Annotated in this window: 19 protein-coding genes and 1 tRNA gene; 14 read left to right on the top strand and 6 right to left on the bottom strand. The window is 49.1% G+C overall.

The window, feature by feature from the left end:
- Position 1: 1 nt before the first annotated feature.
- The gene (locus AWQ23_RS06420; RefSeq protein WP_030006473.1) at positions 2–301 is read right to left on the bottom strand and encodes a DUF3593 domain-containing protein; all 300 of its coding nucleotides are present in this window, start codon (positions 299–301) and stop codon (positions 2–4) included.
- A gap of 67 nt (positions 302–368) precedes the next feature.
- Here AWQ23_RS06420 and AWQ23_RS06425 point away from each other — a divergent pair, with 67 nt between their 5' ends.
- From AWQ23_RS06425 to AWQ23_RS06435, 3 genes are all read left to right on the top strand, one after another.
- Complete coding sequence (locus AWQ23_RS06425; protein ID WP_062433603.1) at positions 369–1,526, top strand: 2-succinylbenzoate--CoA ligase; 1,158 nt, start codon at positions 369–371, stop codon at positions 1,524–1,526.
- A 64-nt stretch (positions 1,527–1,590) separates the two neighbouring features.
- A complete protein-coding gene (locus tag AWQ23_RS06430; RefSeq protein ID WP_062433607.1) occupies positions 1,591–2,325 on the top strand; it encodes a GDSL-type esterase/lipase family protein in 735 nt (244 codons plus the stop codon).
- 33 nt (positions 2,326–2,358) lie between these two features.
- Positions 2,359–5,496, top strand: coding sequence for an alpha-mannosidase (locus AWQ23_RS06435; protein WP_062433610.1), 3,138 nt, complete (start codon positions 2,359–2,361; stop codon positions 5,494–5,496).
- A 1-nt stretch (position 5,497) separates the two neighbouring features.
- Here AWQ23_RS06435 and AWQ23_RS06440 read toward each other — a convergent pair whose 3' ends face one another.
- Positions 5,498–6,070, bottom strand: a complete 573-nt coding sequence (locus AWQ23_RS06440) for a hypothetical protein (protein ID WP_062433612.1) — start codon at positions 6,068–6,070, stop codon at positions 5,498–5,500.
- Between the two features lie 101 nt (positions 6,071–6,171).
- Here AWQ23_RS06440 and thiL point away from each other — a divergent pair, with 101 nt between their 5' ends.
- On the top strand, positions 6,172–7,164 hold the full coding sequence (thiL, locus tag AWQ23_RS06445) for a thiamine-phosphate kinase (protein ID WP_062433614.1): 993 nt from the start codon (positions 6,172–6,174) through the stop codon (positions 7,162–7,164).
- Positions 7,165–7,233: 69 nt separating this feature from the next.
- Positions 7,234–8,055: a carbohydrate ABC transporter permease gene (locus AWQ23_RS06450; RefSeq protein WP_012306876.1), complete on the top strand. Its 822-nt coding sequence runs from the start codon at positions 7,234–7,236 to the stop codon at positions 8,053–8,055.
- Here AWQ23_RS06450 and AWQ23_RS06455 read toward each other — a convergent pair.
- Positions 8,045–8,998, bottom strand: coding sequence for a DNA polymerase III subunit delta' (locus tag AWQ23_RS06455; protein ID WP_062433616.1), 954 nt, complete (start codon positions 8,996–8,998; stop codon positions 8,045–8,047). The genes AWQ23_RS06450 and AWQ23_RS06455 overlap by 11 nt on opposite strands.
- A 67-nt stretch (positions 8,999–9,065) precedes the next feature.
- Between AWQ23_RS06455 and AWQ23_RS06460 the strand changes: the two genes are divergently transcribed.
- From AWQ23_RS06460 to AWQ23_RS06475, 4 genes are all read left to right on the top strand, one after another.
- A complete protein-coding gene (locus tag AWQ23_RS06460) occupies positions 9,066–9,413 on the top strand; it encodes a hypothetical protein (RefSeq protein ID WP_012306878.1) in 348 nt (115 codons plus the stop codon).
- Positions 9,414–9,538: 125 nt separating this feature from the next.
- Positions 9,539–9,874, top strand: coding sequence for a photosystem II reaction center protein Psb28 (gene psb28 / locus AWQ23_RS06465; protein ID WP_012306879.1), 336 nt, complete (start codon positions 9,539–9,541; stop codon positions 9,872–9,874).
- A gap of 345 nt (positions 9,875–10,219) precedes the next feature.
- Positions 10,220–13,036 carry a preprotein translocase subunit SecA gene (gene secA, locus AWQ23_RS06470; RefSeq protein WP_062433618.1) on the top strand — a complete coding sequence of 939 codons (2,817 nt, stop codon included), beginning with the start codon at positions 10,220–10,222 and terminating at the stop codon, positions 13,034–13,036.
- An 89-nt stretch (positions 13,037–13,125) separates the two neighbouring features.
- Complete coding sequence (locus tag AWQ23_RS06475; RefSeq protein ID WP_030006482.1) at positions 13,126–13,437, top strand: hypothetical protein; 312 nt, start codon at positions 13,126–13,128, stop codon at positions 13,435–13,437.
- A 20-nt stretch (positions 13,438–13,457) separates the two neighbouring features.
- Here the strand turns inward: AWQ23_RS06475 and AWQ23_RS06480 are convergent, their stop codons facing one another.
- Positions 13,458–17,150: a response regulator gene (locus AWQ23_RS06480; protein WP_062433621.1), complete on the bottom strand. Its 3,693-nt coding sequence runs from the start codon at positions 17,148–17,150 to the stop codon at positions 13,458–13,460.
- A gap of 551 nt (positions 17,151–17,701) precedes the next feature.
- Here AWQ23_RS06480 and AWQ23_RS06485 point away from each other — a divergent pair.
- Positions 17,702–18,889: a serine hydrolase gene (locus AWQ23_RS06485; RefSeq protein WP_232308978.1), complete on the top strand. Its 1,188-nt coding sequence runs from the start codon at positions 17,702–17,704 to the stop codon at positions 18,887–18,889.
- Here AWQ23_RS06485 and dnaN read toward each other — a convergent pair.
- A complete protein-coding gene (gene dnaN, locus AWQ23_RS06490) occupies positions 18,886–20,070 on the bottom strand; it encodes a DNA polymerase III subunit beta (protein WP_030006485.1) in 1,185 nt (394 codons plus the stop codon). The genes AWQ23_RS06485 and dnaN overlap by 4 nt on opposite strands.
- 345 nt (positions 20,071–20,415) lie before the next feature.
- Here dnaN and AWQ23_RS06495 point away from each other — a divergent pair, with 345 nt between their 5' ends.
- The 3 genes from AWQ23_RS06495 (at position 20,416) to AWQ23_RS06505 (ending at position 21,600) form a co-directional block, all read left to right on the top strand.
- Positions 20,416–20,637, top strand: coding sequence for a Calvin cycle protein CP12 (locus AWQ23_RS06495; RefSeq protein ID WP_012306885.1), 222 nt, complete (start codon positions 20,416–20,418; stop codon positions 20,635–20,637).
- Between the two features lie 198 nt (positions 20,638–20,835).
- Entirely contained in the window at positions 20,836–21,429 is a 594-nt protein-coding gene (locus AWQ23_RS06500; protein ID WP_030006486.1) for a DUF3177 family protein, read from the top strand.
- Between the two features lie 98 nt (positions 21,430–21,527).
- Positions 21,528–21,600: transfer RNA gene (locus AWQ23_RS06505), tRNA-Phe, on the top strand.
- A gap of 211 nt (positions 21,601–21,811) precedes the next feature.
- Here AWQ23_RS06505 and AWQ23_RS06510 read toward each other — a convergent pair.
- On the bottom strand, positions 21,812–23,626 hold the full coding sequence (locus AWQ23_RS06510; protein ID WP_062433624.1) for an aspartate kinase: 1,815 nt from the start codon (positions 23,624–23,626) through the stop codon (positions 21,812–21,814).
- 594 nt (positions 23,627–24,220) lie between these two features.
- Between AWQ23_RS06510 and AWQ23_RS06515 the strand changes: the two genes are divergently transcribed.
- Positions 24,221–24,655, top strand: a complete 435-nt coding sequence (locus tag AWQ23_RS06515) for an RNA-binding protein (protein ID WP_030006488.1) — start codon at positions 24,221–24,223, stop codon at positions 24,653–24,655.
- Positions 24,656–24,696 lie beyond the last annotated feature (41 nt).

Consider the following 24,696-nt stretch of genomic DNA (forward strand, 5'->3'; position numbering starts at 1 on the left):
ATTATTCAGATTTGGTCTGTTTGAGTTTGGCGATCGCCCCGACAAAACCCAAGACCACCAGCACGTTAGAGAGGGTCAAAAAAGATTCAGCGCTGCCATGGAGCCAGTCCACATTTGCCAACTCTTCACCATATTGCACCTGGGCGTAAATGCCGGCGGGAATGGAGATCGCCACAAAAACGAGGAGGACATAAAAGCCGATCAGGGCCAGTTTTGGCGTTTTCCCGGATTTGGTCAGGAACCATAAAAAACCGAGGTAGGGAAACAGGGACAGGGCAAAAAAAGTTTCTTTGGAGAACATTATGGAATAATCAGCAACCAAGGGGCGTTTGTCTCCGTATTTTAAAGGATTCTGCCTATTTGCTTCGATGTCGTCGCTCCAAATTATTGATCAAAAAAATCCAGCCTTCTTTGCTGAAGCGTTTCAAAAGGCGATCGCCCGTCACGAATCCGTGTTGCTGGTCAATTCTACTTGGCAAACTTCAGAGCGAGCACAAATTAAATCACTCTTAGGGCAAGATCAAAGGCCAGAACTTCTAACAAAAAAATCCCACATTTTAATTCCCACTGGCGGCACATCAGGACAGCTAAAATTGGCAATTCATACCCCTGAAACTCTGTCTGCTTCGGCCCAGGCTTTTCAGGATTTTTTCGCTTTGGAACAGGTGAATTGTTTTTGTATTTTGCCCCTCTACCATGTCAGCGGCTTGATGCAATGGTGGCGATCGCATTTGAGTGGGGGTGACTTTAAATTCGGCGATTATCCAGCGTTAAAACGCGGTATTTTACCGGATTGGGATGTAAGTAATTTTTGTCTATCTCTAGTGCCGACCCAATTACAAGTATTGCTCCAAGTTTGCCCCCAATGGTTAGCCCAGTTTCGCTTAATATTACTCGGTGGTGCTCCGCCTTGGCGATCGCTCCTTGATCAAGCCCGGCAATTGCAGCTCCGGATTGCTCTGACCTACGGCATGACGGAAACCGCTTCCCAGGTGGTGGCCCTAAAACCCGCAGACTTTTTAGACGGCAAAGATTGTGCGGGCCAAGTTTTGCCCCATGCCAATTTATCTTTATCAGAAACAGGCTTGATTTCCATTGCGGCCCAATCGTTATTTCTCGGTTATTATCCCAAGTTTGATCATCCTAAAATTCTAAAAACCGATGATGTAGGTCACTTCGATCAAGCAGGCTATTTACATTTATTGGGACGCCAAAGCCAGAAGATTATTAGTGGTGGTGAAAATATTTATCCAACAGAAATTGAAGCAGCAATTCTAGGGACGAAATTCGTTAAAGATGCGGCAGTTTTGGGTTTGCCAGATCCTTACTGGGGAGAAGTTGTCATTGCTGTGCTGAGTTTGAAAAATCCGAGTGATTTAGACAGGGTAAAAATGGCGATCGCCAAGCAATTAAGCCCTTATAAACAGCCAAAACATTGGTTGCTGGTTGAACAATTGCCGCGCAATACCCAGGGAAAGTTAAACCGAATCAAACTCCGCCAAATGATTGAAAATCGCTATCAGTAAAGAGGGAAGTCGCATTTTTGATGTAGATTTATGAAGCAAGCTTAATTTTGCCAATACAGTCGCCATGACCGCCCTCAGTCCTACCCACATCAACCCCAGCTACGCCCAACGTCATCCGCTGCGGGTCGTCGCCTTCGGGGACAGTCTGGTGTATGGGTTTGGCGATCCAGTCCGGGGTGGTTGGGTCGAGCAATTACGGCTCCACTGGATGGGCAATCCCCACGGCCATGTGCTCTATAACCTCGGTGTGCGGGGTGATACGGTGAAATTGGTGGGCGATCGCCTCGGAGCCGAGTACCAACAACGGGGTGAATTACGTAATAAACAGCCGGATTTAATTTTGTTGTCTGTCGGAGTCAATGATTCGCCGCGCCTGGGGCGTCCCGATGGGAAAAGTTTTACGGATTTTGACCTTTTCCAAAGCCAGTTAGACAATTTATTAGCACAAGCGCAACAACTTTGTCCGGTAATTTTTATCGGTCAAGTGCCCGTTAATGAAGCCAAAATGCCTTTTCTTGACTGCTTGTATTACAGCCACAGCGAACAATATCGTTACAAAGAATTGACGAAAAAGCTGTGCGGCGATCGCCAAATTCCATACCTAGATATTTTTGATTTGTGGCTCAGTCGTGGCACCCACTGGGTCAATGAGCACCTCAGCGCCGACGGTCTCCACCCCAACAGCGGAGGCTATGCGATGCTCTTCCAAGATGTGATCAACTGGCAGGCGATCGCCCAACTCGATTCTGGTAACACTTGCTCAATTTCATCGAAAACGCCAGTATCCCTTGGGGTTTAAGATAAAAGTCAGTTCTCTGGCTGAAAATCTCCCATGGCATCCCCTGTTATCCAAGCGACCATCGAGCGCCTAAAAAGTTTTGTTACATTGCCGACCCAAACGACATGGCAATTTTACCAAGCGGAGACCGCTGTTCCGAAAACATTTCGGCCAGATTTAGCAACCTTTCAACCCACTCAGCTCGCAGCAATTCAACCAAATAATAATGGTTATCTCGTTTTTGAAAAGGGGTTAAAGCTCGCTTGGTTTTACCAAAAAATTACGCTCCCCGAAAGCATTGATGACTATTGCATTTCCGGATTAAATGCCCGCTTAAATCTTACTTGGTGGACCGAAATTGCCGCAATCTTTGTCAACGGCAAATTAGTTTGTGAAGGCGATTTATTTGATTCTTCAACGCGGCTACTATTAACGGATCAGGCCCAAGCGAATCAGATTTTTGAGGTGGCGATCGCCCTCGTTAGTCCGGGCCATGATATCGGCGCATTGATGAAATCTGAATTGATTTTTGAATCCCCTACCTTAGACATTTTAGAAGCGGGGAATTTTGCCACAGAATTACAGATTTTGACCGACTATTTAGCGCGTTATGATCCAGAAAAAATAACTTTTGTAGAAGCGCACTTAAATCGTATCCCTTGGGCACAAGTCGCAGATACACAAGCGTTTAATCAAGCTTTAGCAGAAATTCGGACAAACCTAATACCAGTTGCCAGTTGCCTTAAAACACGAAAATTTCATGTTTTGGGTCACGCCCACTTAGATATGGCTTGGCTCTGGACAACTGCTGAAACCTGGGAAGTAGGACAACGCACATTTCAATCGGTTTTAAATCTCCAACGGGAATTTCCTGAATTGATTTTTGGCCATAGCACTCCAGCCCTCTACGATTGGATTGAAAAAAATCGTCCTGATCTGTGGGAGAAAATTCAACAGGCAGTTAATCATAATTGTTGGGAATTATTGGGCGGAATGTGGGTCGAGCCCGATGTGAATTTGGTTTCTGGGGAATCTATTATCCGCCAATTTCTTTATGGCCAACAATATTTTTTAGAAAAATTTGGCCGACGTTCAACCATTGCTTGGTTACCGGATTCCTTTGGGTTTCCCAATCAATTTCCTCAACTGGCCCAGCATTGCGATATTAAAGTGTTTGGTACCGGAAAACTCCACTGGAATGATACGGCTCCTTTTCCCCATGGTTTATTTTGGTGGCGATCGCCCGATGGCACAGAACTGTTAACCTTGATGACTCCCCCCAATGTCACCGGAATCATGGATACCAATCCGCTGACGATGGCCAGTTATGCTCAAAAATGGGAAACACAAACCCATTTAAAAGATATTTTTTGGTTACCGGGCGTCGGTGATCATGGTGGTGGCCCCACAAAAGATATGTTGCAGGTGGCCCGCAAGTGGCAACAGTCACCATTTTTTCCTAAATTAGAATTTTCCACCGCAGAAAGTTACCTCAACCACGTTAAAGAAACGTCCAATTTACCAGTTTGGCAGGATGAACTTTATTTAGAATTGCATCGTGGGTACTATAGCGTGCACCGGGATCAAAAAATCTTTAATAATCGCTGTGAAACTCTACTACGTCAAGTTGAAATTTGGTCGGCGATCGCCAACAATTTACCTCACACAGATTCCTTGAGATCAGAAATATCTCAAAACCAATTAAAAGACCTCTGGAAAAAAGTTTTATTTAACCAATTTCACGATATTTTGCCCGGCACCTCGATTCCTGAAGTTTTTACAGAAGCTAACCAACAATGGCAGGAAGTGATTAATACTGGGGAAGCGATGTTATCCCAAAGCTTTAAGGCGATCGCCTCGCAAATCACCTATGATTGCCCCTTAGAAAAGGCGGCTAAACCACTACTTCTTTTTAATGACCTCAACTGGGAGCGCACAGAGGTTGTTAGTTTAAGTATTCCAGATTTAGTGACAGTTTACGACTGGAACGGCAACAAAGTCGAGCCACAAATCATTGTTGAAGATTTACAGGCAGATCACAACGACAAAAAATATTTATCTTTTCTCGCGACAGTGCCATCCGTCGGTTATTCCCTCTACTGGTTGTGTCCCGATCCGCAAGCACCAACCCAAAGAGAAGGCGATTTACATAATGAACCAGACTTTATTTTAGAGAATAATTTTCTTCGTATTGAAATCGCCCCGAAAACAGGAAATATTGCCCAATATTTTGACAAAATAAATAAAAAAAATATCTTTTTTGATGCGGGCAATCAACTGCAAGCCTTTGAAGATAAAGGCCAATACTGGGACGCCTGGGATATTGCCCCTGATTATGAAAGCAAACCTCTCCATTCCCCTGAAGTAGTTTCAATTTACTGGCGAGAAAAAAATGCTGTGCGCTCAATTATCCGTGTGAAAAAGCAATTAAATCAATCCACTTTTAGCCAGGATTATCAACTCGATTGCCAGGGAAAAATGCTAAGGATTTACAGCACCGTAAATTGGCAGGAAGATCAAGTTGTCTTAAAAGTGGCATTTCCCTTAGCCATTGATGGGGCTACTTGTACCTATGAAACTCCTTGTGGTGCCATTGAACGAAAACCGGAAATTGATTCCGCAAAATGGGAAGTGCCAGCCTTACGCTGGGCTGATTTTCACAATAAGAAGTATGGCGTCAGTATTCTCACCAAAAATCACCATGGCTACGATGCAAAATCCGGTCAATTACGCTTAACGTTACTCAAAAGTCCCCTTTGGCCTGACCCTCAAGCCGATCGAGGAACGCATCATCTAGCCTATGCTTTATATCCCCATAGTGGCCCATGGCAAAGGGCGAGAACCGTTAATTTAGCACGGAATTTCAATTCACCTTTACGGGCAGTGGTTCCTGACATTATTGCCAACCAGAACTGTTTACAACCTCACCATTCTTTTTTGACGTTAGGCTCAGATAATTTGGTTTTATTAGCTTTGAAACAGGCGGAATCAACTCAAGATTATATCCTTCGTTTCTATGAAGCTTGTGGCCAAACAACCAAATTAAATTATCGTAATACTTTGGGGTTAACCATCACAGAGCAAGTCAATGGTTTAGAAGATACGATTTCACAAACAATTGACATACCGATTCAACCTTGGAAAGTCCAAAGTTATCGCTTAGAAAAACATCAAAACGCGAAAAATATCTAGTTTAAAGCTCGATTGTTTCATACATTTTGCTATTTTCTTCGACACCACGGTATTGCCAGGCGACAGATTCGGGATCTTTGGCCTTCGACCACTGGGCAAAATGTTGGCCCCCTTTTTGATTGTGGCGACTCAGGGTCGAGGGATTGGAACGGAGGCGGCGGGCTAGATCAGCTTGTTTCAGGACAAGAGGACTTTTTTTTTCGGGGCTGGGTTGGATTTCGGTGGTTTGGGCCGGGCTGCTTAATTCGGACTTGAGCAGGGCGATCGCCTGTTGAATTTCCGTTTGTACCCATTCCTGGGTTGGTACATTACTGGGGAGGGTTTTAGAGACAATGGCCTGGAGTTCATCTTTGTCTAAAACAGGAGTAGGGGTGTTGCCATTAAGGTCAGCACTAAAAAAGATCCGCAGCACTTCGATAATGCCTGTGCCCAGGGCGGGCTTCTCTTTGCCGCTTTTTTTGCCTTGGCGGGACAGACCATTTTCCAAACAAAAAGCGGTCAGACGTGCTTCAATTTCCTCGGGGAGATAGGCGGTGACGGCTTTATTTTTGGTACCCATGTTGTCATAGTCCATTACTCTTTCCTCGATTTTACAGAACAAGTAATGGATTTAGTCAATTACTATACTTTTTCGAGGGGTAAACGGTTCATGATGGAGGGCTTGGCTAAAGAACCATGGCAGAAATGAAATGTCTCAAGGATTTTGGGGAAGCAGAGATTCTCCAGCGGTTGCAGCGGTTTTGTCCGGCAGAAATTATCGGCGATGATGGAGCGGTTTTAGGGTTTCCCCCTGGTCAGAATTTGGTCGTGACGACGGATGTGCTGGTGGATGGGGTGCACTTTGGCGATCGCACGATGCCTCCAGAGAAAGTGGGCTGGCGCGCAGTGGCGGCGAATTTATCGGATCTAGCGGCGATGGGAGCAACGCCAATCGGCATTACCGTGGGTTTATCTCTGCCCCCAGAAACACCGATCCTTTGGCTCGACCAGCTTTATCAAGGACTGGCCGCCTGTTTGGGGCGCTACAGTACGCCTCTAGTCGGTGGAGATTTGACGCGATCGCCGGTAAAAACCATCGGCATTACGGCCTTTGGGGTCGTGTCACCGCACCGCCCGATTCAACGCAGTACCGCAAAAGTGGGCGACGTGATTCTCGTCACAGGTTGCCACGGGGATTCCCGTGCGGGTCTGGAATTGCTGCTCCATGGTGATTCTCACGCCCAAACTCTATCGACAGGCGATCGCCAAGCTTTGATCCGCGCCCACCAAACGCCCCAACCCCGCCTGGATGTGCTGGCGTATTTAAACCCCTCAGATTCGCCCCCAGCAGGGATGGATAGTAGCGATGGCTTAGCCGATGCCGTGCTGCAAATTTGTCAACGCAGTGGTGTCGGTGCCGTAGTGGAAGCAGAGAAAATTCCCTTATCCCCGGCCCTCCGGCGTTATCAAGATCCAGAAACGGCATTGCGGTGGGCTTTGTATGGTGGCGAGGATTTTGAACTGGTGCTTTGTCTCCCCCCAACAGCGGCGGAACAGCTCCTAGCCAAGCTTCCAGGTCAAGGGGCGATTATCGGCCAGATTACCGCCGAGCAAACGGTGGCGATCGCCAATGGTGCAGGCCAAACCATGCCCTTAAGCCAAACCCAAACTTTTCAACACTTTGCCTAACGTTTTCCTTACCAAGATCTCCAACTGGATATGACAAAATAAGGCTGCAATCTTCTCTGTCGGCCCTCCATGAATCGCCTGAAAACCGCTGCCACTTATCTCCTTCTGGGGGCGATCGCCCTAGTGATGCTTTTTCCCCTGCTCTGGTTGTTGAGCACCGCCCTCAAATCCCCCACCGAAAACGTCTTTAGCTTTCCGCCCCAACTCATTCCCCAAGCGCCGACCCTGAGTAATTTCGTCACCGTCTGGCAACAACATCCCTTTGGCCGCTACCTCTTCAATAGCACCCTCGTTGCAGTCCTCACCGTGGGCTTTAATCTTTTATTTTGTGCCTTGGCCGCCTATCCCCTAGCGCGTCTGGACTTCCGGGGCCGGGATGCTATTTTTGCCACCATCGTCTCGACGATCATGATCCCCTTTCAGATCGTGATGATTCCCCTGTATGTCCTGACAGTGCAGCTTGGTCTGCGTAATACTTACTTGGGGATTATTTTTCCCAGTCTGGCCTCTGCCTTCGGGATTTTCTTGCTACGACAGGCATTTCAAGGGGTGCCCAAGGAATTAGAAGAAGCGGGCCGCATTGATGGCTGTTCGGAACTGGGTATTTGGTGGCACATTATGGTGCCTGCCGTGCGTCCGGCTTTGATTACCCTGGCAATTTTTGTCTTTATCGGTGCCTGGAGCGATTTTCTCTGGCCACTAATCGTCATTGACCGTCCGGAATTTTATACTTTGCCCCTGGGAGTAGCGACCTTGGCGGGCCAATTTTCCCTCGATTGGCGCTTGATCGCAGCGGGTTCGATTATCTCTATCTTGCCGGTGATGATCCTGTTTGTTTTCCTCCAGCGTTACATCATCCCCAGTGACAGCAGCAGTGGTGTTAAGGGCTAGTTTGGCAAAATTCTAAGAAAAAAGTTTCCCACACGAGACGGGGCTGAACATAATTACGGAGGTATTTTCGGGTGGTTTCGAGGCGCTGGATCAGTTGATCATTGTGAAACCGTTGCCAGTACTGATACTGCAGGTAGTCAATAAGTTGCAACTGCACTTCTATGTCAAGGGCATTGTGAATTTCCTTCGCGAGGCTAAAAGCGCCAAGGGGGTTTTGGGGGAGTTGCTGGAGGCTTTGTAATAAGTCCTGGGGGACATTACTCAGTAGCTCATAAATTTGGATCGCGGCACCGGGACTTCCCTGGGCGATCGCCAAAATCGTTTCATCGGCCAAAATGTGTTGATAACCTTGGGCCGTTAAAATTTGCGCCACATCGTTCTGGGAAAGGCGATAAAAAGGAATTTTTTGGCAGCGGGAAACGAGGGTCGGCAATAAACTATCGCCGCTGGGGGCCAGTAAAATTAACGTTGCGTTGCCGGGTTCCTCTAGGGTTTTTAAAAGAGCATTGGCCGGAGCCTCTGCCATGGTCTGGGCGGCCTCGATCACCACCACACAACGGGGGGCTTCCAGGGCCGGACGACTGAGAAATTCCCCCAATTGGCGGATCTGTTCAATGCGAATCTGGGGCGGCGCCTTCCGTTTTAAGCCAGCTTCCTGGGCCTGGGCTGGGGTGTAGAGTTTGCCTTGGTGCTGGTAGGTGGGCTCTACCCATAGCAAATCGGGATGATTATTTTTCAGGAGCTTGTAGCGAATCAGACGTTGGGCTGCTTCTGGTACTCCCTGGGTCATAAGGGCCGTCGTAAAGCCCCTGGCTGTCAAACTACGACCAATGCCCTCTGGCCCCGCAAATAGGTAGGCAGGAGCCAGACGATCCTGGGCGATCGCCTGACGCAAGAGTGAGACGGCTTGGGGTTGACCAAGAACCTGATCGAGAGAAATCATTCGGTTAGGGGCCTCCCGTTCGGTAATATAAAAAAGAATGCTTCAGCATGGTTGAAAGATATTTTTTATGGCGCGTTATACTTGCTCCTACTTCGTTGGACTCTCCGAACCAGAGATGCTCGCTTCCCTCAGGGATATCATCCAGGAATGCGACCTCAACCTCACCTATGAGACGGGAGGTTACATCATGGCCAAAGAAAAACCCGGCAACGTCTCTTTCACCAAACTTGTGGAGCTTGAAGTCTTATTTGACCGCAACAAAGTTCAAGATGGCAAACTGCAAGTGGATTTTGTGGCGAAAAACCAAGAACTCCCCCTCCATACCGATAACCATTGTCGGTCGATCTTTGAACAGATTTTGAAAACCGTGAACGCCCAACAGCCCTGGGAATTAGAAACAAATAACCTCGATTAATCCCTGATTTTCCCCCAGGCTTTTGTTAAAAAAGTCCCGCTTTTCCCGACCCAGGCCATCAACAAACCGATGGGAGTATGAGAAGATAGGGGCACAAATATATTATGAAGAAAAATTAAATTATTATGGCCGTTATTCAGTTTTCCCAAGGCGTTAATGAACCTGAAGTTCCCGGTATCCGCTTAACCCGTTCCCCCGATGGTAGTACCGGCACCGCTGTATTTTCCTTTGAAGATCCCGCCGCCCTCGCCCAAGAAAGTACCGATGAAATTACGGGTATGTACCTCATCGACGAAGAAGGCGAAATTGTCACCCGCGAAGTCAAAGCAAAATTTTATGATGGGAAACCACGCATTATTGAAGCGCGCTTGGTGATGCGCTCGACCGCTGAATGGGATCGTTTTATGCGGTTTATGGAACGTTATGCGGCGGAAAACGGCCTCGAATTTACTAAAGCCTAGGCCCGGCCAAACGTCTCTCCGTCCTTGGTATTCGGTTGCCTGCTCCAGGAATATTGCCTGTCACGGTTGCGCAAATTATGATGCGTCAGATTGTGGCTTGCTTTGGTATTCACGAGCCAAATGCCAGGGGCGATCGCCTTTTGATCGCCGATAGAATTCTATGGCCTGGCGTATTTTCCCCACTCTCTCACCGAAAACGGGAGTGATACCATAATTAAAAAAAGTTATTAAATTAATATTTGCGATCGCCCAACGCCAGACCCAAAATTGAGGAAATGGCGTTTAGTTAGTGCCAGCGCAATGCGTATATTTTTCCCCTAATCCTCCGTTTGTAATCAAAATCCTATGTTTAAGAAGCTATTTGGTGACCCCAACGCCCGCAAACTCAAAAGGTTTCAGCCCCTCGTTGCTGAAATCAACCTGCTCGCAGAGGATTTTGCCAACCTTACAGACGAAGCCCTAGCCCAAAAAACCGTAGAATTTCGCGCCAAGCTCGACAAAGCCAATAGCGACGAAGAAACCGAAGAAATTTTAGACGAAATCCTCCCCGAAGCCTTTGCCGTCGTTCGCGAAGCCGCTTGGCGAGTACTCCAGATGCGCCACTACGATGTCCAACTTTTGGGGGGGATCGTCCTCCATAAAGGGCAAATCGCCGAGATGAGAACCGGGGAAGGTAAAACCCTCGTTGCCACCCTGCCCGCCTATCTCAACGGTCTCACGGGGAAAGGGGTTCATGTGGTCACCGTGAACGATTACCTCGCCCGCCGGGACGCCGAGTGGATGGGGCAGGTACACCGTTTCTTGGGCCTTACTGTGGGGCTAATCCAGTCCAGCATGGGGCCAGCCGAAAAAATTGAAAATTACCGCTGCGATATTACCTACACCACCAACTCTGAACTAGGGTTTGATTATTTGCGGGACAATATGGCCACCACGATCCAAGAAGTGGTGCAGCGTCCCTTTAACTACTGCATCATTGACGAAGTCGATTCGATCCTTGTTGATGAAGCCAGAACACCTCTGATTATTTCTGGGCAGATCGAACGCCCCACTGAAAAATATCTCCAAGCGGCGGAAATTGCGAAACAGTTGGTTCCCCAAGTCGAAGAAGACGGCCCCGGCGACTACGAAGTCGATGAAAAAGCGCGCAACGTTTTAATGACCGACGAAGGGTTTGCCAAAGCAGAACAATTGCTAGGAGTGACGGATCTATACGACGAGCAAAATCCTTGGGCCCACTATATTTTCAATGCCGTTAAAGCCAAGGAACTGTTTAAGAAAGATGTGAACTACATCGTACGCGGCGATGAGGTGGTGATTGTCGATGAATTTACGGGCCGGATTATGCCAGGACGACGCTGGAGTGATGGTCTCCACCAGGCGATCGAAGCCCAAGAAGGGGTCACGATCCAAAAAGAAACCCAGACCCTCGCCAACATTACCTACCAAAACTTTTTCTTGCTCTATCCCAAACTTTCTGGGATGACGGGGACAGCCAAAACCGAAGAAACAGAATTTGAAAAGGTCTATAACCTTGAGGTGACGATCGTCCCCACCAATCGTCCCACCAAACGGCAAGATCTGGCGGATGTGGTCTACAAAAATGAGAAAGCGAAGTGGCGGGCCGTCGCCGAAGAATGCGCCCAGATGCACGAAACAGGTCGGCCGGTGCTAGTCGGGACCACCAGTGTAGAAAAGTCAGAGATTATTTCAGCCTATCTCCATGAGTTGGGTATTCCCCATAACCTGTTGAATGCGCGACCTGAAAATGTCGAGAAGGAATCGGAAATTGTCGCCCAGGCGGGTCGTAAAGGGGCTGTAACGATCGCCACAAATATGGCGGGTCGTGGTACAGATATTATCCTCGGCGGGAACTCGGAATATATGGCTCGCCTGAAGATGCGTGAATATTTTATGCCCCAAATCGTCAAACCAGAGGATGAGGGGAGTTTTGCGATCGCCGGCAGTGGTAAAAACAGCGGCGGCCAGGGTTTTGATACCAACAATAAACAGAAGAAAAAAACCTGGAAAACCACCCTCGACATTTATCCAACAGAACTGCCCACAGACCTCGAACAGCAGCTTAAGGAAGCGGTAAAGTTCGCGGTTGATCAATATGGCAACCAAAGTTTGACGGAACTAGAGGCCGAGGAAAAGTTGGCGATCGCCTCGGAAAATGCCCCCACCGCCGATCCTGTGGTGCAAAAATTGCGGACGGTATACCATGCCATCGAAAAAACCTACCATGACCTCACCAGCGTTGAGCATGACGAGGTGATTCAAAATGGCGGTCTTCACGTCATTGGGACGGAACGCCACGAATCCCGCCGGATCGATAACCAACTGCGGGGCCGGGCCGGTCGTCAAGGGGACCCCGGTTCGACACGATTTTTCCTCAGTCTCGAAGATAATCTCCTGCGTATTTTCGGTGGCGATCGCGTGGCTGGTTTGATGAATGCCTTCCGGGTTGAAGAAGACATGCCCATCGAATCAAAAATGCTTACCAACTCCCTCGAAGGTGCCCAGAAGAAAGTCGAAACCTTCTACTACGACGCCCGGAAACAGGTATTTGAGTACGACGAAGTAATGAACAATCAACGGCGGGCCATTTACGCCGAACGCCGTCGGGTCTTAGAAGGGCAAGATCTCAAAGAGCAGGTTATCCAATACGCCGAAAAGACCATGAGCGAAATCGTCGAGGCCTACGTTAACCCCGAACTGCCCCCCGAAGAGTGGAAACTCGATAAGCTCCTCGATAAAGCGAAGGAATTTATCTACCTCCTCGAAGATCTAGAACCCAAAGATATTGAGGATATGACCGTCCCCGAAATCAAAACCTTCCTCCATGAAGAAGTGCGCAAAGCCTACGACCTCAAGGAAGCCCAGGTGGAGAAAAGTCAACCCGGTTTGATGCGCCAGGCAGAACGGTTCTTTATCCTCCAACAGATCGATACCCTCTGGCGGGAACACCTCCAGGCCATTGATGCCCTACGGGAATCTGTCGGCTTACGGGGCTATGGTCAAAAAGATCCTTTGATTGAATACAAACAAGAGGGTTACGAAATGTTCCTGGAGATGATGATCGACATCCGCCGGAATGTTGTGTACTCCCTGTTCCAATTCCAGCCCCAACGGCAACCCCAACAACCCCAAGCGGTATAGATATCTCTTTAAATACCGAATGGCTCCCCCTCCTTGGGGGATTTTTTGTTTTATGTTTTTCCTTGGATCAATTTTAAGTATGGGCAGCAATGTTGGAGTTTTCACAATTTGAGGCGGGCTATATTATTTCCCAAAAAGACCTGGAGCAGGCAGTGGGCTATCGGCAACGGGATCAGCCAGAGGCCTTTGACTATTTTTTAGCGGATGTCTATGGACTTGTGTTACAAGCCCTGGAGGAATGTTTACCCCATTTAAAGGTTTATCCGGCGTTAAATTTCCATGGGTTGATTATCCTGGATCCGACCCAGATGACCCCAGAGGAAACGAAGCTCTACCATAGCCGCCGCGATCGCCTTTTGAGAAAGCAAGCCGAGCAAGATATTCGTCGCTCAGAACTCTGAGATCAAGGGTTGTTCGGCCATCAGTCGGGGGATTCGAGGTAGGTCTGGATAAACTGGTGGGCTGCCTGGAAATGGGTTTCGATCTGCTGGGAAAGCGTCTGGATCGTGGCGTAGTTTTCGGTAGCGAGGGCGAATTCGATGGCAATGCACCAGTCTGGAATTTTACGAACACTCACGCTACTGGCGGCTCCCTTGAGGCGATGGGCTTCGTAGGAAATTTTTTTGGCATCCCGATTGGCGATCGCCCCTTGGAGTGCTTGTAGATAACCGGGCGCAAATTCGAGGAATTGTACGAACACTTCCCGGTGGAAATTGGGATTATTGCCATAAAAATGCACCAATTGTGTTAAATCTACAGGCGTGTCAGGATCTGTTGCCATTTCTGGGTTTTCCTGGATCGTTGGCGCGGCGATCGCCCCTACGGATCGACTTTTTTCTGACTTTTGTAAACACTTATCAATGACCTGACGGAGAGTCTTAATGCTGGTGGGTTTGGCAATGTAGCCATCCATCCCCGCCGCTAGACATTTTTCGCGATCGCCTTTCATCGCATTAGCTGTCATCGCGATAATCAATTGGTGGGTATCCTCCTGTTCTTGTTGGCGGATCATTTCCGTGGTCGTATAGCCATCTAGTTCCGGCATCAGACAATCCATCAAAATCAGGTCATAGGTCCGCTGTTGGAGCTGAGTGAGGGCTTCGCGGCCATTACTCACACAATCGATGCTGCGAAAACCAATAATTTCAAGCTGATTGAGAATGACCGTTTGGTTAATGGGCGTATCTTCGACCACGAGGATTTGAATATCTGGCGATCGCTCCCCCTGATCACCCAAAATTTCTGCTAAAGTCCAATCCAAATCTGGGTCATCTGCCATTGTCTGATCCAGCCTTTTTTCCGATTGGAGGCAACGTAAAAGCGCTTCCTGTTGGAGGGGGCGGAGAAGATAACGGAGTCCTTGGGGCTGCAGCCAATTTTTTAAGCGAGGATAATCCACCGCCGATAGCAGCAGCACTAAATTTTCCCGGGGGAGGAGCGTTTTTACTTTATCCAAAGCCGTTTCGATGCCTGCCTGATTACCAACAATGGGTAAAGCCAAGAGCATCAGATCAAAACTATCCTGTTGTTCGAGGGCGAGGATTCCCCCCATAAAATCCCCATAGGCCGTGACACTGACCCCGTAGTGACTGAGCTGCCGACGCGTCGCTTCTAAAGACAAGGGCTGGGAGTCAATGAGGAGAACGCGGTAGGGAGCTAGTTGGGGCAGAGGGGGCGGTGTTTCTAACCGTTGGAAACGGGCCGTAAACCAAAAGGTTGAACCTTGGCCAGGACTACTTTCTAAACCAATATCTCCGGCCATGAGACTGACCAAATGTTTGGCGATCGCCAAACCGAGACCTGTTCCCCCATATTCCCTTGTCGTAGACGGATCAACCTGGGAAAAAGACCGGAATAATTTTGCTTGATCTGCTTTGTCAATGCCAATCCCAGTATCAATGACCTCAAACTTCACCAAAACAGAAGCCTCGTCTTCGGCCACAGGCAAAGCACGGATCACCACAGAACCCCGATGGGTAAATTTAATCGCATTACCAACTAAATTCGTCAATATCTGCCGCAACCGCATCGAATCTCCCGTAACTGTTCCTCCCAGTTGCGGATCAATGGTGGTGATCAATTCCACCTGTTTCGTTTGAGCCTGAATGGCCAGTAGCTCTGCCACCGACTCCACACAGTCAATAATCTGTAGAGGCATGGATTCGAGGCGCATTTCCCCGGCTTCTAACTTAGAAAAGTCCAGGATATCGTTGATCACATAAAGTAAATGGTTCGCGCTTTGGCTGAGGGTTTTTATAAAATCCTGTTGCTGGGGATTCAGTTGAGTCGTTTGTAAAAGCTCCGCAATGCCGAGAATGCCGTTCATGGGAGTGCGAATTTCGTGGCTCATATTCGCTAAAAAGCTCGATTTAAGGCGGGATGCAGCGAGGGCAGCCTCACGACCTTCGACAAGATCATTAATATTTTGGGTGACAATCACTACCCCACCCACTTGATTTTCTCGGTGATACCAGGGTTGGACTGTCCATTTGAGATACTGTTTTTTGCCATCATGCTGGACGTAGCAATCTTCTTCGCAGGTAATCACCTGACCGCTTAGGGCTGTTTGGAGATGCTGTTGGTAGTCTTCCTGGAGATTCACAAAAACTTCACGGTGCGATCGCCCCACGAGAGTTTCTTCCCCAAGCTGATAGTCAACGAGCCACTGATGGCTATGGGCCACGTAACATAGCTTTTTGTCTAACATCGCCATCGCCACGGGCATATTTTGGATCAGTTGCCGCAGTTGCCGCCGCTCTTGATCAAGGGCTTGGCTAGCCAGTTTGCGGTCAGTGACTTCGATCATCACCCCTTCTAGGCGAATTAAATGACCGGTTTCATCAAAAATTCCCCGTCCCTGTTCAAAGACCCAACAAATGTTTTGGTCAACGCGCACAAGACGGTATTCATCGGTATAGGTGGGATTATCGGGGGTGAGTGTGCCCAAAGAGGCAAGAACCCGTGGGTAATCTTCGGGGTGGATAATATCTCCGAAGGCACGAATTTGATTATGTAAAAAATCCGTTGCCGGGTAGCCAGTAATTGGTTCAATACCATTGGAAAGAAACTGCATTGTCCATTGTGCGTCGGGGAGACAACGGTACACAGCGCCGGGGATATTGAGCACTAAACTGCGGTAACGGGCTTCACTGCTCCGGAGCGTTTCGTTCACTGTTTTGAGCGCTTGGGTGCGGGCGGCGACCTTTTCTTCGAGTTGGTTATTAATGGTTTCGAGTTGATTATTGGCCCAGGCAAGTTCGTCTAGGGCGCGTTTGCGCTCAATTTCTGCGGCGGCCCGGGCAGCAAAAATACGGGTTAATTTTGTGGCTAGCTCTTGGTCAATGGTGGGTTGATAGTGCTGCACATGGAGGGTGCCGATGGTGCGAGAATTGCGGTCTTGGATCGGGAACTGGAGCGTTTGACTGGTGTTGGATTCCGTAGCAGGGGAGGCGATCGCCACTGCTGGGATCGAGGGAAATTTAGGATTTTTCCAGGTGGCAAGGGTTTGTGGCGAATGAGTGTCATTGTCGAGGATTTCACGAATGGCGACATAACAAACATCAAGGGCGATCGCCAAATTTTCCGCTAGGGCCGAGAAAAAATCACGTCCTGTGACCGCAGCCGTGCCCGCCACAATACGACTCAAAATGCTTTCTGCTTTTTGGCGTTCCTGCACTTCGAGTTGTAATTTTTGGTTGATAACTGCCAACTCTTCCGGGCTTTTGAGCGCTAAAAATTTTGGTAAAAGAGTGTACAGTTCTATGGCGGTATAGCAGGAAATCAAAGCCGTAAAACTGCCTTCGATCCCATCAATCCAATAAATGGGAAACCAGAGGGTCAACATATCTAAAAAGTGACCAATTCCACAGGCAGTAATGAAAGTACTAAATAGGATAAACACTCGTGAAAAAGGCATATCCTGCCGCTTTTTGACAAAATAAACCAGCATAATCGGGATCGAAAAATAGGCGATCGCCGTAAGCAAATTCGCCATCAGATGTAGCCCAACTAGAGGGGTTTGCCATAGATAGCAGCTTCCGTGGGGCATATACATCCGCCCCGTCAAAAAGCCCCGCAGACTTTCCCAGGTCAAAGCACCAGAAAAACTCACCATACACAACACCCCGAATTATTTTTGTAGCATTGTTGTCAGTTATTTTGGAGGGGAGAATTACCTTAATTATTTCCCCTAAATTGGCTTGAGTATTTAAGCAAATTTTAACAGCCCTTTTACTGACCTAAAGTGAAATTCAGCATAAAGCGATCATTTTTTAACCTTGATTTTTAAGCATGAAAGTTATGTTTTCTCGCAAAAAGGCGATCGCCAAATTACTAAATCAATTTAGATTCTCCCCAAAGCTCAAAAATTTATCCTGACTGAAAAATAGGATACAAATTTAATTTAAATTGCCTTCTCCAAGGCGCAACACCATGATTTGTTCCTGCTTTTGGCTCAGTGGCATTGCAGAGGCTGGCCATGATTCTCTGGGTTTTCCCTTAGGCTGCAGCGAGCTGACAAAATTTTGAGAAAGGGGGAGCGATCGCTAAAGTCTTCAGGCATAATGAAAAAAATCTATTTCAGTTACCCCAAAGTCAAGGTAGGAGTCGTCAGTGGTTGGTAAGTCCCGTCGTTCTAAACGCAGAAAATCCCCAGCGCCACGATCATTGAATGCTGCGACCAATACTAAGGTGATCGCCTTTGAAGCCCGTCACCGGCAAGGGAATTCCCCCCAGGCGATCGCGCTCCAGCCCCCCCCCAACTCCCCAAGGACAAATCGCCGTTCCCGCCGCCCAGTCCGCCAAGCACGCCTCAAATTACCCCGGCCCCTCCTGTATCCTCTCCGTTTACTCATCGTGGGTGTTGGTGTTAGTGCTTGTATTGGCACTATTCTCAGCGCCGCAAACCTACGCTCCATCCCCACGGTTACTCCCCCCGACAACGTAACGAGCCAACAGCTCCTCTCTGAACAGGTTTCTCCTCCCCCAGCCCCGGCGCCACTTCCCCTGAAAACGCCCCTCACCCAACTGGCAGAAACCACCCAAGCGGCGATCGCCGCCGACTCTACCCTGGATGCGTCTTTGCTCTTTGTGGATTTAGACACCGGGGAATATTTAGATGTGGCTGGCGATCGCCCCCTCTCCGCCGCCAGTACGATCAAAATTCCCATTCTTGTGGCCTTCTTTGAAGCCGTTGACAGTGGCAAAGTCAACCTCGATGATTCCCTCACCCTCACTCAAGAGGTCATCGGGGGCGGATCTGGCGGCATGCAATACAAAACCCCAGGCAGCACCTACACCGCCCTCTACACCGCCACGGAAATGAGCGTCAACAGTGACAACACCGCCACCAACATGATCACCGAATTGTTGGGGGGGAATGCCGTCCTCAACGCCAAATTTCAGCAGTGGGGTATGACCCAAACCCAATTAAACAACCCCCTGCCGGATCTCGAAGGCACAAACCTCACCAGCGCGAAGGATCTCGCCCATCTCCTGGCCCGCGTTAACCAAGGCGAAATTTTGTCTGTCCGCTCCCGCGATCGCCTGTTTCGGATCATGGGAGCCACGAGTAATGATCGCCTTTTACCCCAGAGTTTGGGCCAGGGAGCCGACATCGTCCATAAAACCGGAGACATCGGCAGTATCATCGGCGATGCGGGAATTGTTGACCTGCCCAATGGCAAGCGTTACGTTGCTGCAATTTTTGTAGAGCGTCCCTACAACGACCCCAAGGGTAAAGAGCTACTCCACAAAATTAGTCGTCAATTCTATGACCACATGGCTAAAAAAGAGATTATCCAAGCGCCTAGCCAACCAGCCGCCCCAGAGACAGCCCCAGCCCCAACGCCTTAACTGCGGATCTGCACGGGCATAATCAAATAAGTCATTTGCACTGCACCCAGGGGCGTAAAAATGACTGGCTGGTTATTCTCATTCAACTGCATCTTGATCTCATTACTCGGTAAAGCCTTCAGGCCATCGATGAGATACCTCACGTTAAAAGCGATCTCTAGGTCTGTCCCTGAAACCTGGGCGGGCAACGCTTCTTCACCACTGCCCACATCCTGGGCTTCCACAGCGAGGTGAAGTTTTTGTTCGGCGCTGTTGAGGCGGAATTTGACAATATTATTTTTCTGATCGGCCAGAACCGCCACCCGTTCAATGCTGCTAATCAAAGCCCGTCGCTCTAGGGTGACATCGCGGCTAAACTGGCGGGGGATTAACTGGTGGTAAGCGGGGTAAGCACCGTCTAGTTTACGGCTGGTGAGGCGCTGGTGATTGACTTCAAAAATGACTTGGCTATCGTCTAAATGCAGGGCAATTAAATCCGCTTCATTGGCGGTGGTCAACATTCGTTCTAGTTCTCGGAGCGCCCGGGCGGGGATGGTTAAAGCAAAATCTTCCAGGGTTGAGGTGGGAAGTTTACCGGTTTCGCTGGATTCTGGCTCTGGACTGACCTGATCACTGGTTTCGACGAGGGCAAGACGGTGGCCATCGGTCGCGGCAAACTCAAGGCAATCCTGATGATGGGTGAGATGGACGCCCGTGAGAACTTGCTTGGTTTCATCGGGGCTTGCGGCGAATAGTACACCTCCTAGGCCTTCGCTCAAGGCGATCGCCGGCAACATTAATTTTTTACCGTCCTGGATCGTCGGCAATTCTGGGAATTCCTCGGCCCCCATACCTCGAATCTGAAACCGTCCCGTAGCAGCAGTTAGGGTCGCCTGGGCATCGCCTTTCATCAAAGTATCCGACGGGCAACTCAAGGTCACTTCCCCCTCAGGCAGACGCGACACAATATCATTGAGCAACTTCGCTGGCAGGGTTAGGGTGCCCCCTTCGATGACTTGGGCCGGAAAACTCGTGCGAATGCCGAGGCTGAGATCAAAAGCGGTGAGTTGAATCTGGTGGCGGTTCGCATCCGCAGTCAACAGCACATTTCCCAAAATAGGGTGGGTAGGCCGCGAGGGCACCGCCCGACCGACGAGGGACAGTTGGCTATTTAGATCACTTTGACTGCAAACAAACTTCATGGCTTTTTCCGGAGATCTCCAAGCAGAGCAGATAGATTCTACTACAACATCCCCTGGCCGGCGGGATTTTTTCTGGGGCGGCGATGGCGCAATACCCGATCTAAAATAAACCGACCCACCAGGTTTCCTACGGTACAATGGGGAACAGTAGGGACTTTTTATTTTTCGAATTTAATCCTGCGCTAATCTCCATCGGTGAATGCCAATCACTGCCAAGAAAAGCAAAGAGTTTCGTTCCTACGCCAGTGGCTGTTGTCTTTTCTTTTTGCTGAGCTTAAGCAAACATTGCAACATTCGTCACTGGAGCCCTTAATTAAAAAAGATAGCAAGATAAAACGAGGATTCATGACAAATATTCATCAAAAAATTGAACAAGAACGTGATGCGGCTCGGGAAGCTTGTAGTACTGACTCCACTTCCGCTGAATGTGCAGCTGCTTGGGACGCCGTTGAAGAACTCCAGGCGGAAGCCGCCCACCAACGGGAAAAAGAGCCGGAAAAAAGTCCCCTAGAAAAGTTTTGTGATGATAACCCCGACGCGGATGAATGCCGTCTTTATGAAGACTAATTTTGTCGGCGATCGCCTTTATTTCTGTTAAAAAAATTAATTGATGCGCTTTTGGTCATTGATCTTGGCTTCGGTAAGGTCAAAAAACGTGCTAGAAGCTAATCCCCAAAGCAGTGGTTTCTCTCCGTAGTGCCACTGCTTTGACTTGTGTATACTGTGAAAAATCAATTTTAATTTGTCTCAAACCCCACATAAACCATGGATGAAACGTTACTACAGCAATTGGCCTGGATGGACTACCGTTTGGCGGTCATTTTTACGGTGATGGTGCCGATTGCACTGTTGATCTGGAGTTTCGTCGCGAAGGTGGAATCGATGCAGCGGCTCCTGGGCATTTACTGGAAAGTGGCCAGCTTGTTAATGGTGACGGTGTATCTGTTGATTCCCAGTTGGTCAGTGGGCTATCTGACAGGGCTGTTGTCACGGATTTTGATCCCCATTGGGTTATGGTTTTGGATTGATCTCAATGAAGAAATTCGCGATCAGCCGGGTAGTCGTCTGAAATTGGCGTTTACGGCTTGGCGTTGGGCGGTGACAGTTTACTGCGCGCTCGGGGCGATCGCCAATCTACCATTTTTGGGCTGTGCCTTTTCGACGGCGATGCGCCAAGGAACCTATTGCCAAGTGTGGCTAGAAGCACCCAGCCGTTACCAACAAATTTTGCACGCCAACTCGACACCCGGTTTTCTCGGCTTCTTAGGAATTGTCGGCTTGGTGATTTATGTCGTGTATTTACTGACGTTTTTGGTGTTCCGTTTGGGACGTCAGGGCCGCATTGCCATCGAAGAATAATGAAAAAAACCCCGTAAAAAACTTTTTTTGAGAAAAATCTAGGCTTAGGGGTTGCCAATTTAAAATTGCTTTGCTAAATTAGAACTTGTGCGCAAAACGCCAGGATAGCTCAGTTGGTAGAGCAGAGGACTGAAAATCCTCGTGTCGGCGGTTCAATTCCGCCTCCCGGCACTGCATAAAGAGAGTTCACCTCGGTGGGCTCTTTTTTTGTTTGAAAAATATTTTTAGAATCAAGTTGTTTCCGCCACAAAGAAACCCAACCGGGCTAGGCTGGGTTTGAATGCAGATTGTATTTTTAGGGAATTTGTATGGGCGTACTTATGATCCTGGGGCTTTTGCTCCTAATTCTCCTCGGCGGGCTAATCCTGGGTTTGGGCAATGATTAGGCGGGGACTTCCACCTTTGCTTCACCACCGAGGGCAAAGGCTTCATGGACGAGTTTCAGGGCGGCCTGGCCTTGGGTTTCCGGGACAACGCAGCTAATTTTAATCTCAGAAGTGGTAATCATCTGAATGTTAATTTTTGCCGTAGCGAGGGCTTGGAAGAAACGAGCCGCAACCCCTGGTGCGCCAATCATCCCAGAACCGACAATACTGACTTTGGCGATCGCCGGATCTACTTCGATTTCCCCAAAGTTTAGCTGTTCCGCCATGCTAGAGAGGGCGAGGCGAGCCGCTTCAGCATCCCCCTGGGCGACGGTAAAGGCAATGTCACGGGTTTTGATCCCATTGAGGACACGGCACCGTTGGGATTGGATAATCATATCGACGCTGATGTTTTGGTGGGCCAACAGCGAAAAAATTTGGGCAGCCATACCGGGGCTATCCGGCACGTGACGAATGGCCAGTTGCGCTTGTTTGAGGTCAAGGGCGACACCCCGGACGGGGGGGTGATCTTTGGGATTGAGAGCCGCTGGGGTCGCATTCATCGGGGAAGAGGCAATGTCAAAAACATCGCAGAGGGTGGCGATCGCCCGGTCACAATCCGTCTGCTGGATAACGCAACTCACCTTCACTTCCGAGGTAGAAATCATCTCGATATTAATCCCTGCATCGGCTAGGCTTTGGAACATAGTCGCGGCAATTCCGGGACGGCCGATCATCCCAGCCCCAGAGATGGTGATTTTGGCAATGTCATTGGCGCTCATCACCGCAACATCGCTTAAATCTTGGTCTGTGCCAGCGCAGAGGGTGGGGGCAATGGCTTCGGCGATCGCCTGGGCCTGGGTAGCAGCATTTTCGGTCACGGTGAAGGCAATGTCATTGCTATTGCCATCGTGGATCGACTGGATAATTAAATCCACATCGACATTGTGGGTGGCGATTTCCCCAAATAATTTGGCGGCGACGCCAGGGCGATCAGGGATGTGCAGCATCGCAATGCGGGCCTGGTTAGTATCAAACTCCACCGCATCGACGGCTTTGGCAATTTCGAGGTTAATCAAGGGGCGATCGCTCACCGGGGCAGAGGTCACCCAAGTCCCCGGATCCTCCGTCCAACTGGAACGTACCACCAAAGGCACCCCATAATTTTTCGCAATTTCGACAGCTCGGGGATGAAGCACCTTCGCCCCTAAACTGGCAAGCTCTAGCATTTCATCGGACGTGACTTCGGCCATCAGTTGCGCTTCGGGGACGATACGCGGGTCGGTGGTTAAAATTCCTGGCACATCGGTATAAATTTCACAGCAGGAGGCCTTGAGGGCGGCGGCGATCGCCACCGCAGAAGTATCCGATCCGCCCCGACCCAGGGTAGTAATTTCTAGATCTTCGGTTTTGGAAATGCCCTGGAAACCCGCCACGACGATCACCTCTCCCTTTTGCAGGTGTCGTTGGAGGCGGTCGGTTTTAATTTCGAGGATGCGGGCACGGCTATGTTCCGCTTCAGTAACGATTCCCACCTGAGCACCAGTGAGAGAAATTGCCGGTTGTCCCAGTTCCTGGAGGGCCATACTGAGCAGAGAAATCGAGACCTGTTCCCCCGTGGAGAGGAGCATATCCATTTCCCGCCGGTTGGGATTATCACTAATTTCGTGGGCTAATTTCACTAAACCATCGGTGGTTTTTCCCATGGCAGAGACCACCACGACAATTTGATTGCCCGCCTGGGCCCGTTGCTGTACCCGCTTGGCCACTGCTTGGATTCTTTCCACCGAGCCGACGGAGGTACCGCCGTATTTTTGAACGATCATTGCCATGGAACCTGCCTCACTCTCCCGAACTTAAAACACAATTCGCTTTCCATAGATGTTTTGGAAAATCGGTGATCCACTCTAGCAAATCCTACCGACTTTTCTGATCGATCTTTCACATTCCGTTGTGTGGTGCCGTCATCTCTGTTACGTTTAGGGGCAATTTTTTCCCCCAAGGTTTACGATGGATTATCGTTCACCAAAGCCACGGCATCGAGAAAATTTCAGGCGATCACCATAGCATAAATCCCCTGGGGAAAACGGAAAAAAACGTTAAGTGACTTGTCTTTCCGCACCATTTACCCCATAATGGGTCACTCGATGGTGCTATACATTCTGTAACGTTCACGGTAAAGTAAAAATTCCAGAGCAACCGCACGATGTGAAGTATGCCACCACTGCTCCTGTGACAGACAAACCGATCAGTTTTCACCGAAGGCCCTAGGGCACAACAATACTGGATGATCAGTCTTTTTACAGTTAAATTTTTTTGTATGCAAGGTCAAAGGCGATCGCCACATTATCAGCACTTGATCCCTGGACGAGTTTGTCCCCAAACCAGTTTTTCATCTAACCCAACCAACATCTAGGAGGTTCCCTATGTCCGTACGTTTGTATGTCGGCAATCTGCCCAAAGACGTCGTCGAAAAACAAGCCCTGGTTGATTTCTTTGCTGAAGCAGGCGAAAACGCAACCACCAAAGTGATCAAAGACCGGAAAACAGGCAAATGCCGTGGTTTCGCCTTCGTTACCGTCCCCACCGACGAAGAAGCCGATGCTTTCATCGAAAAGTACAATGGCCAATCCTTCATGGACAGTCCCCTCAAAATTGAGAAGGCTCTCCCCCGTAGCAAAGGCGATGACAAACCAGCCGAAGCCAGTAATGCCAAAGGCGGCAAGCGCAAGCGCAGTGGTGGTGGCAGCAAGAAGCAATCCAGCTATGGCGATGCAACTTCCGCTCAACCCGACCCCCGCTGGGCCAGCGAATTGGAGAAGCTCAAAGACATGCTCCAACAGCAAACCGCTAACGTTTAGGCCTTGGGTCATTGATTTTCCTGCTGCAGATCGTGTGGCAG

The sequence above is a fragment of the Picosynechococcus sp. PCC 73109 genome (assembly GCF_001521855.1).
Taxonomy (GTDB): domain Bacteria; phylum Cyanobacteriota; class Cyanobacteriia; order Cyanobacteriales; family MRBY01; genus MRBY01.